A 16,909-nucleotide genomic window follows, 5' to 3' on the forward strand; every position below is an offset into this window, starting at 1 on the left:
GGTAGCGAAGATGCATGCAGGAGGCCTAACTCCCTGCAAGAGGTAGTGGCGGCCTGACAGAGCCCTGATCTGTTAATCTATGAAAAAGAAGGAATTTATGACAATTGAAAAAACCAATTATCGAATTCAAAAACGTTTCTAAAGTTTTTGAAGATAGCAACACCAAGGTTCTCAAAGATATTAATTTTGAGTTGGAAGAAGGGAAATTTTATACACTGCTAGGAGCATCTGGTTCAGGTAAATCAACCATTCTCAATATCATCGCCGGTTTGCTAGACGCAACGACTGGAGATATTTTACTGGATGGCGTGCGAATCAATGATATCCCGACCAATAAGCGTGATGTTCATACAGTCTTCCAATCTTATGCCTTGTTTCCGCATATGAATGTCTTTGAAAATGTTGCCTTTCCATTGCGTTTGCGTAAGGTCGATAAAAAAGAAATCGAACAACGTGTATTAGAAGTTCTAAAGATGGTACAGTTGGAAGGTTTCGAAAAACGTTCCATCCGTAAACTATCTGGAGGACAACGTCAGCGTGTAGCTATTGCCCGTGCGATTATCAACCAGCCTCGTGTGGTACTCTTGGATGAGCCTTTGTCAGCCTTAGACTTGAAGTTGCGAACAGATATGCAGTACGAATTGCGTGAATTGCAACAACGATTGGGTATTACCTTTGTCTTTGTTACCCACGATCAGGAAGAAGCCCTTGCTATGAGTGACTGGATTTTCGTTATGAATGACGGTGAAATTGTTCAGTCAGGAACACCAGTTGACATCTACGACGAGCCAATCAACCACTTTGTTGCAACCTTTATAGGTGAATCAAACATCTTGCCAGGAACCATGATTGAGGATTACTTGGTCGAATTTAACGGCAAACGCTTTGAAGCGGTCGATGGTGGGATGAAGCCAAATGAACCGGTTGAAGTCGTGATTCGTCCAGAGGACTTGCGCATAACACTTCCAGAAGAAGGCAAGCTCCAAGTTAAGGTTGATACCCAGCTTTTCCGTGGGGTTCACTACGAGATTATCGCCTATGACGAACTTGGAAATGAATGGATGATCCACTCGACTCGTAAGGCCATTGTGGGTGAAGAAATCGGTCTGGACTTTGAACCAGAAGACATCCACATCATGCGTCTCAACGAAACCGAAGAAGAGTTCGATGCTCGTATCGAAGAATACGTAGAAATCGAAGAGCAAGAAGCAGGTCTGATTAACGCGATCGAGGAGGAAAGAGATGAAGAAAACAACCTCTAAACTCTTTGTAGTGCCCTACATGCTTTGGATTGTGCTCTTTGTATTGGCACCCTTGGTCTTGATATTCTGGCAATCCTTTTTCAACATCGAAGGCCAGTTCAGTTTAGAAAACTATAAATCCTATTTTGCATCACAAAATTTAACCTATCTCAAAATGAGTTTTAACTCAGTTCTCTATGCTGGGATTGTAACTCTAGTGACACTTCTTATCAGTTATCCAACAGCCCTCTTTTTGACTCGTCTCAAACACCGTCAACTATGGCTTATGCTCATCATTTTGCCAACCTGGATAAATCTCCTTCTTAAGGCTTATGCCTTTATTGGGATTTTTGGGCAAAATGGCTCTATCAACCAATTCCTGGAATTTATCGGAATCGGTTCGCAGCAGTTGCTTTTTACGGATTTCTCATTTATTTTTGTAGCGAGTTACATCGAGCTTCCATTTATGATTTTGCCAATCTTCAATGTCTTGGATGATATGGATAACAATCTCATTAATGCTAGCTATGACCTCGGTGCAACCAAGTGGGAGACTTTCCGTCATGTCATCTTCCCTCTGTCTATGAATGGAGTGCGAAGTGGTGTCCAATCTGTCTTTATACCGAGTTTAAGTCTCTTTATGTTGACCCGTTTGATTGGGGGGAACCGAGTGATCACCTTGGGAACTGCTATCGAGCAGAACTTCCTGACAAACGATAATTACGGTATGGGTTCAACTATCGGTGTTGTTCTTATCCTGACCATGTTTATCACCATGTGGGTGACTAAGGAAAGGAGAGAACGATGAAAAAATTATCGAATCTTTACCTAGCCTTTGTCTTTATCGTCCTTTATTTGCCAATCTTTTACTTGATTGGTTATGCCTTCAATGCTGGGGATGATATGAATAGCTTTACAGGCTTTAGTTTGTCTCACTTTGAAACCATGTTTGGTGATGGAAGGCTCATGCTTATCTTGGTTCAAACCTTTTTACTAGCTTTTCTATCAGCCTTGATTGCGACAGTGATTGGTACCTTCGGTGCCATTTACATTTATCAATCACGTAAAAAGTACCAAGAAGCCTTTCTATCTCTCAATAACATTTTGATGGTTGCGCCCGACGTTATGATTGGTGCCAGCTTCTTGATTCTCTTTACCCAACTCAAGTTTTCGCTTGGTTTTCTGACAGTCTTGTCCAGTCACGTGGCCTTCTCCATTCCTATCGTAGTGCTCATGGTCTTGCCTCGATTAAAAGAGATGAATGGAGATATGATCCATGCAGCCTATGACCTTGGAGCCAGTCAGTTCCAGATGTTCAAGGAAATTATGCTTCCTTATCTAACGCCGTCTATCATTGCAGGTTACTTCATGGCTTTCACCTATTCATTAGATGACTTCGCCGTGACCTTCTTTGTAACGGGAAATGGTTTTTCAACCTTGTCAGTTGAGATCTACTCTCGAGCTCGTAAGGGAATTTCTCTAGAAATCAATGCTCTTTCAGCCTTGGTCTTTCTCTTTAGTATTATCCTAGTTGTCGGATATTACTTCATTTCACGTGAGAAGGAGGAGCAAGCATGAAACGACTCTATTCATTTTTAGCAGGAATTCTAGCCATTATCCTCGTCTTGTGGGGAATTTCCTATCATCTTGATAGTAAAATCAATAGCCGTGATAGTCAAAAATTGGTTATCTACAACTGGGGAGACTATATCGATCCAGAACTTCTGGAGAAATTTACAGAAGAAACAGGAATCCAAGTTCAGTACGAAACCTTTGACTCCAACGAAGCCATGTACACAAAAATCAAGCAGGGTGGGACAACCTATGATATTGCCATCCCAAGTGAGTACATGATTAATAAGATGAAGGACGAAGACCTCTTGGTTCCGCTAGATTATAGCAAGATTGAGGGCATTGAAAATATCGGTTCTGAATTTCTCAACCAGTCCTTTGACCCAAACAATGAGTACTCTATTCCATACTTCTGGGGAACTTTGGGAATTGTCTACAATGAAACCATGGTGGAAGAAGCACCTGAACATTGGGATGACCTCTGGAAGCCAGAGTATAAAAACTCCATCATGCTCTTTGATGGAGCGCGTGAGGTACTTGGTTTAGGTCTTAACTCACTAGGCTATAGCCTCAACTCTAAAGATCCACAGCAGTTGGAGGAAACAGTAGATAAGCTCTATAAGCTAACACCGAACATCAAGGCCATCGTTGCCGATGAGATGAAGGGTTACATGATTCAGAATAATGCTGCCATCGGTGTGACCTTCTCAGGTGAAGCTAGTCAGATGCTGGAGAAAAATGAAAATCTCCGCTATGTCGTACCGACAGAGGCAAGTAATCTCTGGTTTGACAATATGGTCATTCCTAAGACTGTCAAAAACCAGGATGCTGCCTATGCCTTCATTAACTTTATGTTGAAACCTGACAATGCTCTTAAGAACGCAGAGTATGTCGGTTATTCAACACCAAATAATGCTGCTAAGGAAATGCTCCCTGAGGAGACAAAAGAGGACAAGTCATTTTATCCAGATGCAGACACTATGAAACACCTTGAAGTTTATGAAAAATTTGACCATAAATGGACAGGAAAATATAGTGACCTCTTCCTACAATTTAAGATGTATCGGAAGTAGGAGTATTTGAAAGAAAACGAATCAGTAACAACTGGTTCGTTTTTTGAATAGTTGTATAGCTGTGTATTTTTACTATCCTATTTGCTTATTTTATAGCCTAGTAGTATACTAAGTTTATAATAATAGAAAGCGGTAACAAATCATGAAAATGTCTACTTTTTTCAAAAAAAGTTATTGGCCAACCTTTTTGATTGTTAACGAAACAATTATACTATTCCATTTAAAGGATGGCTTGGATCGACAATACCTAACAACTGATTCCATACATTTGGTGATAGGTTACTTTATATTTGCAAATATTTTCGTATTTATGTATAGCAATTCGAAAACTTGGAATAAAAGTTGGGATAAAAAGAAAAATGGCAGTAAGAAAAAATATATCCTGAAAAAGTAATCAGAGATGTAGGGAGTTGGTTATTTAAATGAGGATTATTTCCAGTTGACGCAGACTTAAAAAAACGATATAATAAGAAAGTTGAGAATTGATTTTCTCTCCATCTTAGTTCAGAGAATTGGCGGTGCTGCGAGCCATCTAAGATAGAAAATCATGCTACTCGATTGTAACAATTGCATAAGAATCAAAGAATGACAAGTTCATTGAATGAAGGTGGTACCGCGGTTTTTCGCCCTTCGTGATATGGATTTGTCTTTTATTTTTGGAGGTGTTTATGAGAACATTTCTTGTCAAACAAAAATTTCGCCTAGGTGGTGAACGCTTTGATATCAAGGATGAAATGGGCAATGTCGCCTATCAGGTTGAAGGTTCATTTTTTAAGATTCCTAAAACCTTTACCATCTATGATGTTGCTGGTGAACAGGTCAGTGAGATTAGTAAGGAAGTCTTAACTTTTCTACCTCGTTTTGAAATTCAACTGAGTAACGGCAATCATTTTTATATTCGGAAGAAGTTGACTTTCTGGAAGGATAAGTATGAGTTTGACAATCTCGGCCTTCGCATCGAAGGAAATGTCTGGGATTTGAATTTTAAATTGCAAGACGACCGTGACCAAGTGATTGCTGAGATTACCAAGGAACTTTTTCATTTAACCTCAACTTATACTGTAACCGTCTATGAAGACTCTTATGCAGACCTAGTCATTTCCCTCTGTGTCGCTATCGACTATGTGGAAATGCTAGAAAGCCAATCAAATTAGTAAAAAGGAGATACATATGAAACAATTATCTAGTGCACAAGTCCGCCAAATGTGGCTTGATTTCTGGGCAAGTAAAGGCCACTCTGTAGAACCATCAGTAAGCTTGGTTCCTGTCAATGACCCAACACTTTTGTGGATCAACTCAGGGGTTGCGACTCTTAAAAAATACTTTGATGGGACTATTATCCCTGAGAACCCACGGATTACCAATGCTCAAAAAGCCATCCGTACCAACGATATTGAAAATGTAGGGAAGACTGCGCGTCACCATACCATGTTTGAAATGTTGGGGAACTTTTCAATTGGTGATTACTTCCGTGATGAAGCCATCACTTGGGCTTATGAGCTTTTGACAAGTCCTGAGTGGTTTGACTTCCCAGCTGAAAAACTATACATGACTTACTACCCAGCTGATACGGATTCATACAACCGCTGGATCGAAGTGGGCGTGGATCCAAGTCATTTGATCCCAATTGAAGACAACTTCTGGGAAATCGGTGCTGGACCTTCTGGACCTGATACAGAAATCTTCTTCGACCGTGGAGAAGCTTTTGACCCAGAAAACATCGGTATTCGCCTTCTTGCAGAAGATATCGAAAACGATCGTTACATCGAAATCTGGAACATTGTATTGTCACAATTTAACGCAGACCCTGCTGTTCCTCGTAGCGAGTACAAGGAATTGCCACACAAGAACATTGATACGGGCGCTGGTTTAGAGCGTTTGGTAGCAGTGATCCAAGGGGCTAAGACCAACTTTGAAACAGACCTCTTCATGCCAATTATCCGTGAAGTTGAGAAATTGTCTGGTAAGGTTTACGACCAAGATGGCGACAACATGAGCTTCAAGGTGATTGCAGACCATATCCGTTCTCTTTCATTCGCTATCGGTGATGGTGCCCTTCCTGGAAATGAAGGTCGTGGTTATGTCCTCCGTCGTCTTCTTCGCCGTGCCTCTATGCATGGTCAAAAATTGGGTATCAATGAGCCTTTCCTTTATAAACTCGTTCCAACTGTTGGAAAAATCATGGAAAGCTACTACCCAGAAGTTCTTGAAAAACGTGAGTTTATTGAGAAAATCGTTAAGAGCGAAGAAGAGTCATTTGCGCGTACTCTTCACTCAGGTCAACACTTTGCCCAAGGTATCGTAGCAGACTTGAAAGAAAAAGGTCAATCTGTCATCGCCGGTCAAGATGTCTTTAAACTCTATGATACATACGGATTCCCAGTGGAATTGACAGAAGAAATCGCTGAAGAAGCTGGTATGACTGTAGACCGTGAAGGCTTCGAAGCAGCCATGAAGGAACAACAAGAACGTGCGCGTGCATCTGCTGTCAAAGGTGGATCTATGGGTATGCAAAATGAAACCCTTCAAAACATCACTGTAGAAAGTGTCTTTAACTACAATGATAGTCAATTGTCTTCTAAGTTGGTGGCTATCGTAGCTGACAATGCTGAAGTTGAAGGTGTAGCTGAAGGAACTGCGTCACTTATCTTTGCAGAAACACCATTCTACGCTGAAATGGGTGGACAAGTTGCGGACCATGGTCAAATCTTGGATGCTGCAGGAAATGTTGTAGCGACTGTAACAGACGTTCAAAAAGCACCAAACGGACAAGCATTGCACACCGTTGAAGTTCTTGCTCCTCTTGCTTTGAACCAAGAATACACTTTGGCTATCGATAGCAATCGTCGTCATCGTGTCATGAAGAACCACACAGCCACTCACTTGCTCCATGCGGCTCTTCACAATATTCTTGGCCATCATGCAACTCAAGCAGGTTCACTTAATGAAGTAGAATTCCTTCGCTTTGACTTCACTCACTTCCAAGCTGTCACTCCAGAAGAGTTGCGTGCTATTGAGCAACAAGTCAATGAGAAGATTTGGGAAGCCATTGCAGTGGAAACTGTTGAGACAGACATTGACACCGCTAAAGAAATGGGAGCTATGGCCCTCTTTGGTGAGAAATACGGTAAGGAAGTCCGCGTTGTCACTATCGGAGACTACTCAGTGGAGCTCTGTGGTGGTACCCACGTAGGCAATACTTCTGAAATCGGACTCTTCAAGATTGTTAAAGAAGAAGGAATCGGATCAGGAACTCGTCGTATCTTGGCAGTGACTGGTAAGGAAGCCTTTGAAGCTTACCGTGAACAAGAAGATGCTCTGAAAGCAGTCGCAGCAACCTTGAAAGCACCTCAACTCAAGGAAGTCCCTCATAAGGTGGAAGGACTTCAAGAGCAACTCCGTCAATTGCAAAAAGAAAATGCAGAATTGAAGGAAAAAGCAGCAGCAGCGGCAGCAGGTGATGTCTTCAAGAATGTTCAAGAAGCAAACGGACACCGTTACATTGCCAGCCAAGTTTCTGTATCAGATGCAGGTGCCCTTCGTACCTTTGCGGATAACTGGAAACAAAAAGACTACTCTGATGTGCTTGTTCTTGTCGCAGCCATCGGTGACAAGGTCAACGTCCTTGTAGCTAGCAAGACAAAAGAGGTCCATGCAGGTAATGTGATTAAAGAATTAGCTCCAATCGTCGATGGACGTGGTGGTGGTAAACCAGACATGGCCATGGCAGGAGGAAGCAACCAAGCGAAAATCCAAGAATTGTTGGATGCCGTAGCAGGTAAATTGTAAGAAAGAAACTGGAAATCGAAGTAAATTTAACTATTATTTTTGAAAAAAAGTTTAAAGTGAGTTAATTGCTATACTTTAAAGATTTCTATATAACCTTTTAAAGAAAGGGGTTTACAATGAGAATTAAAATTGATAAATTTGCGAATATCAATAATGTCGATTTAGAATTTAGTAATCAAATGAATATTTTGATTGGAGATAATGGAACTGGAAAGACTTTATTGCTAGAAGCATATAGTAAGATTAACGATACAGTTATTTCACATTTAGATTCAAAATATAATTTTATTTCGAGTATAATTGATCAGGCCAACCTAAATATAAATAGAATTTCTAAAGAAGGTAATAACAGTTATAAATATGAACTATCTTTCAGTGATGTTTTAGAAGTGGAAAATCTATTTAATGTTGGAATACAAAAATTAAAAGACGAAATTGAGGATAGGTTGAAATCTGATATATTGAAGGAAAACTTATCGATGGATGGTTTGTTAATAGAATTTAAAGATATTGATGAGCTAATCAATTTTTCTGATGAAATTACAGTAAGTATTAAATCTTTTTCAAATAACTCTGATAATAATTTTATTAATATTGAAGATACAGAAGATTATTATATAGAGTTTGAGAACAAAGATATTAGCCATGGTAGATTCCTAATTGAAAGTAATTTAAAGGAAATCATAAAATCAATGAATACAGACCCATTTATGTATTTATTAGAATTCTTTAAATTTATAATTGCTAAAATCATTGAAGAGAAGTTTGTAATCATAAATAATATTTTTAATATTATTTATATTCCGTCTGAGCGTGTATATTCAATGAGTAAGAATCTTGTAAAAATGTTGTCAGAAACTCCATTTTTACGTTATAGTGAAAAGAAATTTATGCAAGACTATGAAGAAGTTAAAGAATCCAAACAGTTTATGGCTAAATTCTTTGAAGAAAATAATTATACTTCAAATGAGTTTAAGGAATTAATAGGGGGAACTCTAAATTTTGATGATGGTGAGGTAATTTCTTTAACAGATGATTTAGGAGTAGAAATTCCACGTGAGTTATTTTCTACTAAACAAAATAAATTACAGAGTTTACATTTTTTAGATAAATTTCAAATGTTACCTAGAGCTTTAATGAAAAATGCTGATCGTCGATTGTTAATTATTGAGGAGCCGGAAGCTCACCTCTCGATAAAGAGTATTTTAGGAATGTTTAAATATTTAAAATATCTTTCAAAGTATTATAGAATTGTTATTGCAACCCATAGTGATATTATGTTGACACTTGTTAATAATTGGTATTTGGCTAGCCCTAGTAAAAATATAGTAGGCGGATGGGAGCTTCTTGATTCAAAATCTGAGAACAATTCTAAGTATATGTTTACTAAATTGGAGCTGGGTGATTATGGTCTAATTTCAGAATTTATGAATGAACAGTTATTGTTATTACAGAGAATGACTCTAGAAAGTCAACAAAACTTAAATTATCTGGAAGAGTGATTATATTGAGAAATAGACAATTAATAAAAGATGATTTTATTGAAGAAATAAATACTTTTCAGACTATTATTTCTGAGAAACAAAATGATTTTGAAATGAATTTGCATCTATCTTTTCAAAAAAAAGGAAAGTTATATAAATTAGGAAAGCATAATCCGGATAATAATGGGATGAATACATTATTTTCTCAAAAGTTTTGTGATGGAATCATTTTGTGGTTTGTGGATAACATTGTATCAGTTTATATAATAGAATTGAAGAAAACTGCTACATCGTATTTAGAAAAAATTCCTGTGCAATTTCATACATCAGTTTTGAGGGCTCTATCTGATATTGCTATCATTGGATCTCCACTGAATTATAAAAAAGAACCAAACAGAAACTTTAAAATACAATATAATTTTATTATTGGAACAGTTAAAGAGGCACCTTTACCTAGCAAAATAGAAGGAACATTGAAATATAAGGGTTTGCCTGGTTCTCCGAGTAAAGATTCTCCTATACTTGAAAATTATTATAAAAATATTGTATTATATAATTGTAGTGTAATTGAAAATCAAATTCTTTTTGGATTTGAAAAATTTGTATTTAATAAAGCTTTTCAACAACATAATTATACAGTTTATGAGTGTAGTCAAGAAATTCCATGGATTGTGGAGACAAAGTCTATGTTTTAGTAGCTAGCAAGACAAAAGATGTGCATGCAGGTAATGTGATTAAAGAATTAGCTCCAATCGTTGATGGACGTGGTGGTGGTAAACCAGACATGGCCATGGCAGGAGGAAGCAACCAAGCGAAAATCCAAGAATTGTTGGATGCAGTAGCAGGTAAATTGTAAGAAAATAAAGATCTATCCATTCGGATAGGTCTTTTTTTATGTATAAGAAAAAACTCCTCACAGGAGATGTGAGGAGTTATGTAGTTACTAGGAATTAAACAATCCCTTGTGCAATCATAGCGTTTGCTACATTTTCAAAGGCTGCAATGTTTGCACCTGCAAGGTAGTCAGTTCCAAGACCGTAAGTTTCTGCAGTTGTTTTAGCAGTGTTGAAGATGTTAGTCATGATGTCTTTTAAGCGACCGTCAACTTCTTCACGTGTCCATGAAAGGCGAAGGCTGTTTTGGCTCATTTCAAGAGCTGATACAGCTACCCCACCAGCATTGGCAGCTTTAGCAGGTCCGTAAAGGATTCCATTTTCCTTGTAGACTTTGATAGCTTCAAGGTCACTAGGCATGTTAGCACCTTCAGATACACAGATAACACCTTGAGCAACTAAGCGTTTCGCAGCTTCACCATTGATCTCGTTTTGAGTCGCACATGGAAGAGCGATATCGTAGTTACCAGTGTAAGTCCATACAGAACCTTCGTAGTAAGTAGCAGTTGGTTTTTCTGCAGCGTACTCAGTCAAACGAGCACGGCGTTTTTCTTTAACGTCTGTAAGAAGGTCAAAGTCGATACCATTTTCATCGATGACATAACCATTTGAGTCAGATACTGAGATAACAGTTGCACCAAGTTCAGTTGATTTTTGAAGAGCGTATTGAGCTACGTTACCAGAACCTGAAATCACAACTTTCTTACCAGCAAAGCTATTGCTGTTTGCTTTAAGCATTTCTTCAGTGTAGTAAACCAAACCGTATCCAGTTGCTTCTGGGCGAATCAAGCTACCACCAAATCCAAGAGGTTTACCAGTCAAGACACCAGCATCAAATTGGTTAAGGCGTTTGTATTGACCGTAAAGGTAACCAATCTCACGTCCACCAACACCGATATCACCAGCAGGTACGTCAAGAGATGGTCCGATGTATTTTTGCAATTCAGTCATGAAGCTTTGGCAGAAGCGCATCACTTCAGCATCAGTTTTACCTTTAGGATCAAAGTCAGATCCACCTTTACCTCCACCGATTGGAAGTCCAGTCAAAACGTTTTTAAAGATTTGTTCGAATCCGAGGAATTTCAAGATCCCTTGGTTAACAGTTGGGTGGAAACGAAGTCCGCCTTTATATGGTCCAACAGCTGAGTTGAATTGAACACGGTAACCACGGTTAACTTGAACTTTTCCATCACGGTCAACCCATGGAACACGGAAAGAAATTACGCGTTCTGGCTCAGTGATACGTGCCAAGATATTTTCTTCAATATACTCAGGGTGTTTTTCAAAGACAGGCTCCAAAGTGCTGAAGAATTCTTCAACCGCCTGGAGAAATTCAGCCTCATGCCCGTTACGAGCTTTTACAGTTTCAAACACGCTTTGGATATATTCTTTAGCAGATGTCATATCGTTCTCCTTTTTGTTGTCATATTTTATTACATGAGTCATTATAGCAGAAAATTTTTTCAGTGTAAAGAAAAAAACACAAATTTTCTAAAAATTCTTTCAATTTGACACAACTGATACAGAACTTGCTAAAAAACGAACCTTTTCTATGGAAATGGTTTTATTGAAAAGCAAAAGTCAAAGTATGGTATAATATTAAACATAAAAAGGAATCTGGAGGAACAGAATCATGGTATCAACTAAAACACAGATTGCTGGTTTTGAGTTTGACAATTGCTTGATGAATGCGGCAGGAGTTGCTTGTATGACGGTTGAGGAGTTGGAAGGTGTCAAAAATTCAGCAGCAGGAACCTTTGTCACTAAAACAGCAACCTTGGAATTTCGTCAGGGGAATCCTGAACCACGTTATCAAGATGTTCCACTCGGTTCTATCAACTCTATGGGTCTACCAAATAATGGTTTAGACTATTACTTAAACTATCTATTGGAATTGCAAGACAAGGAACCAAACCGTACCTTCTTTTTATCATTAGTTGGAATGTCTCCAGAGGAAACTCATACCATCTTGAAAAAAGTTCAAGAGAGTGATTTTCGTGGTCTAACTGAACTCAATCTCTCATGTCCAAATGTACCTGGTAAACCTCAGATTGCCTATGACTTTGAAACTACAGATCGTATCTTATCAGAAGTCTTTGAGTATTTTACAAAACCTTTAGGAATTAAGCTTCCACCTTATTTTGATATTGTTCATTTTGATCAAGCTGCAGCGATTTTCAACAAATACCCACTTAAGTTTGTCAACTGTGTTAACTCTATCGGAAATGGTCTTTATATTGAAGATGAGTCAGTCGTGATTCGTCCAAAGAATGGATTTGGTGGAATCGGTGGAGAATACATCAAACCAACAGCCCTTGCAAATGTCCATGCTTTCTATCAACGCTTGAATCCAGAAATTCAGATTATCGGAACTGGTGGAGTATTAACAGGACGTGATGCTTTTGAACATATCCTATGTGGTGCAAGCATGGTGCAGGTAGGAACTACCCTACATAAAGAAGGTGTGGGTGCTTTTGAACGTATTACTAAGGAACTCAAAGAAATTATGGCGGAAAAAGGTTATGAAAACCTTGAAGATTTCCGTGGTAAATTGAATTATATTGATTAAATAAAAGTGAAACTAAAAAGAAAGGAGAAATGATGCTAGCAATAGAAGAAAGCCAAAAGCTATCTTTATCAAATTTACCTAGTTTGACCTTGTTTACAGGCGCTGATCAAGGACAGTATGAAGTCATGAAAACTCAGGTGCTAAAGCAAATCAGCTATGATTCTGCTGATTTGAACTTTGCTTATTTTGACATGAAAGAAGTAGACTACAAAAGCTTGGAACTAGAGCTGGTCAGTCTTCCTTTCTTTGCGGATGAAAAAATTGTTATTTTAGATCATTTTCTTGATATAACAACAGCTAAAAAACGCTATCTATCTGATGACGAGCTTAAGGCTTTTGAAGAATATTTGGAAAATCCATCTCCGACGAGTAAATTAGTTATTTTTGCTGAAGGGAAGCTGGATAGTAAGAGACGTTTAGTCAAATTACTCAAGAGGGATGCCAAGATTTTTGAAGCTCTTGAACCAAAAGAACAAGAGATGCGTGCTTATTTTCAAAAGTGGGCTCAGGAACAAGGACTGACCTTTGATGGAAAATCCTTTGAACAGTTACTTATCAAATCAGGTTTTCAATTCAGTGAAATTCAGAAAAACCTACTCTTCTTACAGTCTTATAAGGATGATGACCGGATTACCGAAGAAGACATTATTGAGGCCATACCAAAGACTTTGCAGGATAATATCTTTGATTTAACTCAGTTAATATTGACTAAGAAGATTGATCAGGCACGTGATTTAGTCAAAGATTTGACTTTGCAGGGAGAAGATGAGATTAAACTGATTGCCATTATGTTGGGGCAGTTCAGATTTTATACACAAGTGAAAATTTTGCAAGAGTCTGGTCAGACAGAGTCCCAGATGGTCAGCAGTTTAGGTCACTATCTTGGTCGCAATCCTAATCCCTACCAAATCAAATTTGCCCTTCGTGATTCTCGAAGACTATCCCTTGATTTTCTCCAGAATTCTATTCGTTATCTCATCCAAGCTGATTACCAAATTAAGACAGGAGTTTATGAGAAAGGTTACCTGTTTGAGAAGGCTCTATTGCAGATTGCTAGCCAGTCGAATTGAGCAAAAAACTTGAAAAAACAGGATGATTGCATTATAATTTTTATATAGAAAGAAAAAGAGGTATTACAGATGGCTATTATCTTACCAGATCTTCCATACGCTTACGATGCATTGGAACCATACATTGATGCTGAAACAATGCACTTGCACCATGACAAACACCACCAAACATACGTAAACAACGCAAACGCAGCTCTTGAAAAACACCCTGAAATTGGTGAAGACCTTGAAGCATTGCTTGCTGACGTAGAGTCTATCCCAGCTGATATCCGTCAAGCTCTTATCAACAACGGTGGTGGACACTTGAACCACGCTCTTTTCTGGGAATTGATGACTCCTGAAAAAACAGCTCCTTCAGCAGAACTTGCAGCAGCAATCGATGAAGCTTTTGGTTCATTCGAAGAATTCCAAGCAGCTTTCACTGCAGCAGCAACGACTCGTTTCGGTTCTGGATGGGCATGGTTGGTTGTTAACAAAGAAGGTAAACTTGAAGTAACTTCAACAGCAAACCAAGACACACCAATCTCAGAAGGTAAAAAACCAATCTTGGGCTTGGACGTTTGGGAACATGCTTACTATGTGAAATACCGCAACGTTCGTCCTGATTACATCAAGGCTTTCTTCTCAGTGATCAACTGGAACAAAGTAGATGAGCTTTACGCAGCGGCTAAATAATATGAACACTAACACCTTTGGTTAGAAATTTATCTAACATGAAAGGTGTTTTTTTGTTTGCTTTGATAAGAAGTATCGGTCTCATGATTTTCCTTTGTTGGATAGGCTTGATTTATGGTATAATGATAAGATAGAAATCGAAGGAGAAATCATGAATATTCAACAATTACGCTACGTTGTGGCTATTGCTAATAGTGGTACTTTTCGTGAAGCAGCTGAGAAGATGTACGTTAGTCAGCCGAGTCTATCTATTTCTGTAAGAGACTTGGAAAAAGAGCTTGGCTTTAAGATTTTCCGCAGAACCAGTTCAGGAACTTTTCTTACACGTCGTGGGATGGAATTTTATGAAAAGGCACAAGAGTTGGTTAAAGGATTTGATGTTTTCCAAAATCAGTATGCCAATCCTGAAGAGGAAAAAGATGAGTTTTCAATAGCCAGCCAGCACTATGATTTCTTGCCACCAACTATTACAGCTTTTTCGCAACAATATCCTGACTATAAGAATTTTCGTATTTTTGAATCAACAACTGTTCAGATTTTGGATGAAGTAGCCCAAGGACATAGTGAGATTGGAATTATCTACCTCAACAATCAAAACCAAAAGGGAATTATGCAACGGGTTGAAAAGTTAGGACTTGAAGTGATTGAGTTGATTCCTTTCCAAACGCATATCTATCTGCGTGAAGGACATCCCTTAACCAAGAAGAAAGAGTTGGTTATGGAGGATTTGGCTGATTTACCAACAGTTCGATTTACGCAAGAAAAGGATGAGTATCTTTATTACTCAGAGAACTTTGTGGATACCAGTGCTAGCTCTCAAATGTTTAATGTAACTGACCGTGCTACCTTAAATGGAATCCTTGAAAGAACAAATGCTTATGCGACTGGTTCTGGATTCTTAGATAGCGATAGTGTGAACGGGATCACCGTTATTCCGCTAAATGATAATCTCAATAATCGCATGGTTTATGTGAAACGTGAGGAAGTAGACTTGAGCCAAGCAGGGACTTTATTTGTAGAGGTTATGCAAGAGTATTTTGATCAGAAGAGGAAAGCATGAAAAAAAGAGGAATAATTGCAGGGATTATAGCAGCCTTGATTATCTTAGATCAATTTGTAAAGGCGTACGTCGTTCAAAATATTGCTCTTGGTGAAATCAAGTCATGGATCCCAAATCTAGTTAGTTTAACCTATCTGCAAAATAGAGGAGCAGCCTTTTCGATGCTTCAAGATCAACAGTGGTTTTTTGCAGTGATAACTCTAGTAGTCATGGTTGGAGCTATCTGGTATCTTCATAAGCATATAGAGGATTCCTTCTGGACAGTTTTTGGTTTAGTTTTGATTATTGCAGGTGGTCTGGGAAACTTTATCGATCGTATCAGTCAAGGATTTGTCGTGGATATGTTTCACTTAGACTTTGTTAATTTTGCCATATTCAATGTGGCTGATAGCTATCTGACGGTCGGAGTGATTGTATTATTGCTTGCAATGCTAAAAGAGGAAATGAATGGAAATTAAAATTGAAACAGGTGGACTACGCTTAGATAAGGCTTTGTCAGATTTAACAGAACTGTCGCGAAGTCTCGCCAATGAACAAATCAAATCAGGTCAAGTCTTGGTTAATGGTCAGGTCAAAAAAGCCAAGTATACGGTTCAAGAGGGCGATGTCGTTACTTATCAGGTGCCAGAACCAGAAGTTTTGGAGTATGTAGCTGAAGATATTCCTCTAGAAATCATTTATCAAGATGAGGATGTAGCAGTAGTCAATAAACCTCAAGGGATGGTTGTTCATCCAAGTGCTGGACATACCAGTGGTACCTTGGTTAACGCCCTTATGTACCACATCAAAGACCTATCAGGCATCAATGGTGTGTTGCGTCCAGGGATTGTCCATCGTATTGATAAGGATACTTCAGGTCTCTTGATGATTGCTAAAAACGATGATGCCCATTTAGCACTGGCTCAAGAATTGAAGGATAAGAAATCTCTTCGCAAATATTGGGCTATTGTTCATGGAAATCTTCCAAATGACCGTGGTGTGATTGAAGCACCAATCGGACGAAGTGAAAAAGACCGCAAGAAACAAGCTGTTACTGCAAAAGGGAAACCAGCAGTAACACGTTTTCAAGTCTTGGAGCGCTTTGGTGATTATACCTTGCTGGAATTGCAACTGGAAACTGGAAGAACTCACCAAATCCGTGTACACATGGCTTATATCGGTCATCCTGTCGCTGGCGATGAGGTCTATGGCCCTCGTAAAACCTTGAAAGGACATGGGCAATTTCTCCATGCCAAGACTCTTGGATTTACCCATCCAAGAACAGGGGAAACCATGGAATTTACTTCCGAAATCCCAGATATCTTTAAAGAGACTTTGGAAAAACTTCGAAATAACTAAAAAAGAGGCTAGGACTTTTTATACGAAAACTCAAAAGAGCGCAAAAAGACTCCCCTTGTGATATAATGAAGGTGAAAAAATTGTATTAGGCTACTGGCTCGTCTCTAGTAGCCTTTTTTGTAGCACAAACTCCTGATAAGTGAGA

At 38.6% G+C, this 16,909-nt stretch carries 16 protein-coding genes and 1 pseudogene; 16 read left to right on the forward strand and 1 reads right to left on the reverse strand.

All coding sequences use genetic code 11. The features are described from left to right. The first annotated feature begins 104 nt into the window (after positions 1-104). From QM911_RS06715 to QM911_RS06760, 10 genes and pseudogenes are all read left to right on the forward strand, one after another. Positions 105-1,262 (forward strand): ABC transporter ATP-binding protein, encoded by a 1,158-nt coding sequence (locus QM911_RS06715; RefSeq protein WP_045763348.1) that lies wholly within the window; start codon positions 105-107, stop codon positions 1,260-1,262. Beyond that, entirely contained in the window at positions 1,243-2,049 is an 807-nt protein-coding gene (locus tag QM911_RS06720) for an ABC transporter permease (protein WP_414313496.1), read from the forward strand. The genes QM911_RS06715 and QM911_RS06720 overlap by 20 nt, the downstream gene beginning before the upstream one ends. Then, on the forward strand, positions 2,046-2,819 hold the full coding sequence (locus QM911_RS06725) for an ABC transporter permease (RefSeq protein ID WP_045763347.1): 774 nt from the start codon (positions 2,046-2,048) through the stop codon (positions 2,817-2,819). Before QM911_RS06720 ends, QM911_RS06725 begins: the two co-directional genes overlap by 4 nt. Then, a complete protein-coding gene (locus tag QM911_RS06730; RefSeq protein ID WP_414313497.1) occupies positions 2,816-3,886 on the forward strand; it encodes an ABC transporter substrate-binding protein in 1,071 nt (356 codons plus the stop codon). Before QM911_RS06725 ends, QM911_RS06730 begins: the two co-directional genes overlap by 4 nt. A 142-nt stretch (positions 3,887-4,028) precedes the next feature. Further along, a complete protein-coding gene (locus QM911_RS06735; RefSeq protein ID WP_060955564.1) occupies positions 4,029-4,280 on the forward strand; it encodes a hypothetical protein in 252 nt (83 codons plus the stop codon). Positions 4,281-4,554: 274 nt separating this feature from the next. After that, positions 4,555-5,040, forward strand: a complete 486-nt coding sequence (locus tag QM911_RS06740; protein ID WP_414313498.1) for an LURP-one-related/scramblase family protein — start codon at positions 4,555-4,557, stop codon at positions 5,038-5,040. A 16-nt stretch (positions 5,041-5,056) separates the two neighbouring features. Next, positions 5,057-7,675: an alanine--tRNA ligase gene (alaS, locus tag QM911_RS06745; RefSeq protein WP_414313499.1), complete on the forward strand. Its 2,619-nt coding sequence runs from the start codon at positions 5,057-5,059 to the stop codon at positions 7,673-7,675. A gap of 116 nt (positions 7,676-7,791) precedes the next feature. Continuing rightward, positions 7,792-9,177, forward strand: coding sequence for a hypothetical protein (locus QM911_RS06750; RefSeq protein WP_414313500.1), 1,386 nt, complete (start codon positions 7,792-7,794; stop codon positions 9,175-9,177). A gap of 5 nt (positions 9,178-9,182) precedes the next feature. Then, the gene (locus tag QM911_RS06755) at positions 9,183-9,854 is read left to right on the forward strand and encodes a hypothetical protein (protein WP_142358580.1); all 672 of its coding nucleotides are present in this window, start codon (positions 9,183-9,185) and stop codon (positions 9,852-9,854) included. Next, positions 9,833-10,015: pseudogene (locus tag QM911_RS06760) on the forward strand (DHHA1 domain-containing protein); the annotation flags it as partial. The gene QM911_RS06755 and the pseudogene QM911_RS06760, both read left to right, overlap by 22 nt. 94 nt (positions 10,016-10,109) lie before the next feature. Here QM911_RS06760 and gdhA read toward each other — a convergent pair. After that, a complete protein-coding gene (gdhA, locus tag QM911_RS06765) occupies positions 10,110-11,456 on the reverse strand; it encodes an NADP-specific glutamate dehydrogenase (protein WP_414313501.1) in 1,347 nt (448 codons plus the stop codon). Between the two features lie 229 nt (positions 11,457-11,685). On the opposite strand from gdhA, the gene QM911_RS06770 reads away from it, so the two are divergent. The 6 genes from QM911_RS06770 (at position 11,686) to QM911_RS06795 (ending at position 16,764) form a co-directional block, all read left to right on the forward strand. Next, the gene (locus QM911_RS06770; protein ID WP_414313502.1) at positions 11,686-12,621 is read left to right on the forward strand and encodes a dihydroorotate oxidase; all 936 of its coding nucleotides are present in this window, start codon (positions 11,686-11,688) and stop codon (positions 12,619-12,621) included. A gap of 32 nt (positions 12,622-12,653) precedes the next feature. After that, the gene (gene holA / locus QM911_RS06775; RefSeq protein ID WP_414313503.1) at positions 12,654-13,691 is read left to right on the forward strand and encodes a DNA polymerase III subunit delta; all 1,038 of its coding nucleotides are present in this window, start codon (positions 12,654-12,656) and stop codon (positions 13,689-13,691) included. A gap of 69 nt (positions 13,692-13,760) precedes the next feature. After that, a complete protein-coding gene (sodA, locus tag QM911_RS06780) occupies positions 13,761-14,366 on the forward strand; it encodes a superoxide dismutase SodA (protein WP_048689195.1) in 606 nt (201 codons plus the stop codon). Positions 14,367-14,517: 151 nt separating this feature from the next. After that, complete coding sequence (locus QM911_RS06785; protein WP_414313504.1) at positions 14,518-15,426, forward strand: LysR family transcriptional regulator; 909 nt, start codon at positions 14,518-14,520, stop codon at positions 15,424-15,426. Continuing rightward, the gene (gene lspA / locus QM911_RS06790) at positions 15,423-15,884 is read left to right on the forward strand and encodes a signal peptidase II (protein WP_301560011.1); all 462 of its coding nucleotides are present in this window, start codon (positions 15,423-15,425) and stop codon (positions 15,882-15,884) included. The genes QM911_RS06785 and lspA overlap by 4 nt, the downstream gene beginning before the upstream one ends. Then, positions 15,874-16,764 carry an RluA family pseudouridine synthase gene (locus tag QM911_RS06795; RefSeq protein ID WP_371560347.1) on the forward strand — a complete coding sequence of 297 codons (891 nt, stop codon included), beginning with the start codon at positions 15,874-15,876 and terminating at the stop codon, positions 16,762-16,764. Before lspA ends, QM911_RS06795 begins: the two co-directional genes overlap by 11 nt. Positions 16,765-16,909: the final 145 nt, after the last annotated feature.

Source organism: Streptococcus infantis, from assembly GCF_047460825.1.
GTDB lineage: Bacteria > Bacillota > Bacilli > Lactobacillales > Streptococcaceae > Streptococcus > Streptococcus infantis_V.

Bases quoted from the DNA above. Each gene is read 5' to 3' on its own strand.
- QM911_RS06720 (WP_414313496.1), top strand. From the start codon at position 1,243: ATGAAGAAAACAACCTCTAAACTCTTTGTAGTGCCCTACATGCTTTGG.
- QM911_RS06725 (WP_045763347.1), top strand. From the start codon at position 2,046: ATGAAAAAATTATCGAATCTTTACCTAGCCTTTGTCTTTATCGTCCTT.
- QM911_RS06730 (WP_414313497.1), top strand. From the start codon at position 2,816: ATGAAACGACTCTATTCATTTTTAGCAGGAATTCTAGCCATTATCCTC.
- QM911_RS06735 (WP_060955564.1), top strand. From the start codon at position 4,029: ATGAAAATGTCTACTTTTTTCAAAAAAAGTTATTGGCCAACCTTTTTG.
- QM911_RS06740 (WP_414313498.1), top strand. From the start codon at position 4,555: ATGAGAACATTTCTTGTCAAACAAAAATTTCGCCTAGGTGGTGAACGC.
- alaS (WP_414313499.1), top strand. From the start codon at position 5,057: ATGAAACAATTATCTAGTGCACAAGTCCGCCAAATGTGGCTTGATTTC.
- QM911_RS06750 (WP_414313500.1), top strand. From the start codon at position 7,792: ATGAGAATTAAAATTGATAAATTTGCGAATATCAATAATGTCGATTTA.
- gdhA (WP_414313501.1), bottom strand. From the start codon at position 11,456: ATGACATCTGCTAAAGAATATATCCAAAGCGTGTTTGAAACTGTAAAA.
- QM911_RS06770 (WP_414313502.1), top strand. From the start codon at position 11,686: ATGGTATCAACTAAAACACAGATTGCTGGTTTTGAGTTTGACAATTGC.
- holA (WP_414313503.1), top strand. From the start codon at position 12,654: ATGCTAGCAATAGAAGAAAGCCAAAAGCTATCTTTATCAAATTTACCT.
- sodA (WP_048689195.1), top strand. From the start codon at position 13,761: ATGGCTATTATCTTACCAGATCTTCCATACGCTTACGATGCATTGGAA.
- QM911_RS06785 (WP_414313504.1), top strand. From the start codon at position 14,518: ATGAATATTCAACAATTACGCTACGTTGTGGCTATTGCTAATAGTGGT.
- lspA (WP_301560011.1), top strand. From the start codon at position 15,423: ATGAAAAAAAGAGGAATAATTGCAGGGATTATAGCAGCCTTGATTATC.
- QM911_RS06795 (WP_371560347.1), top strand. From the start codon at position 15,874: ATGGAAATTAAAATTGAAACAGGTGGACTACGCTTAGATAAGGCTTTG.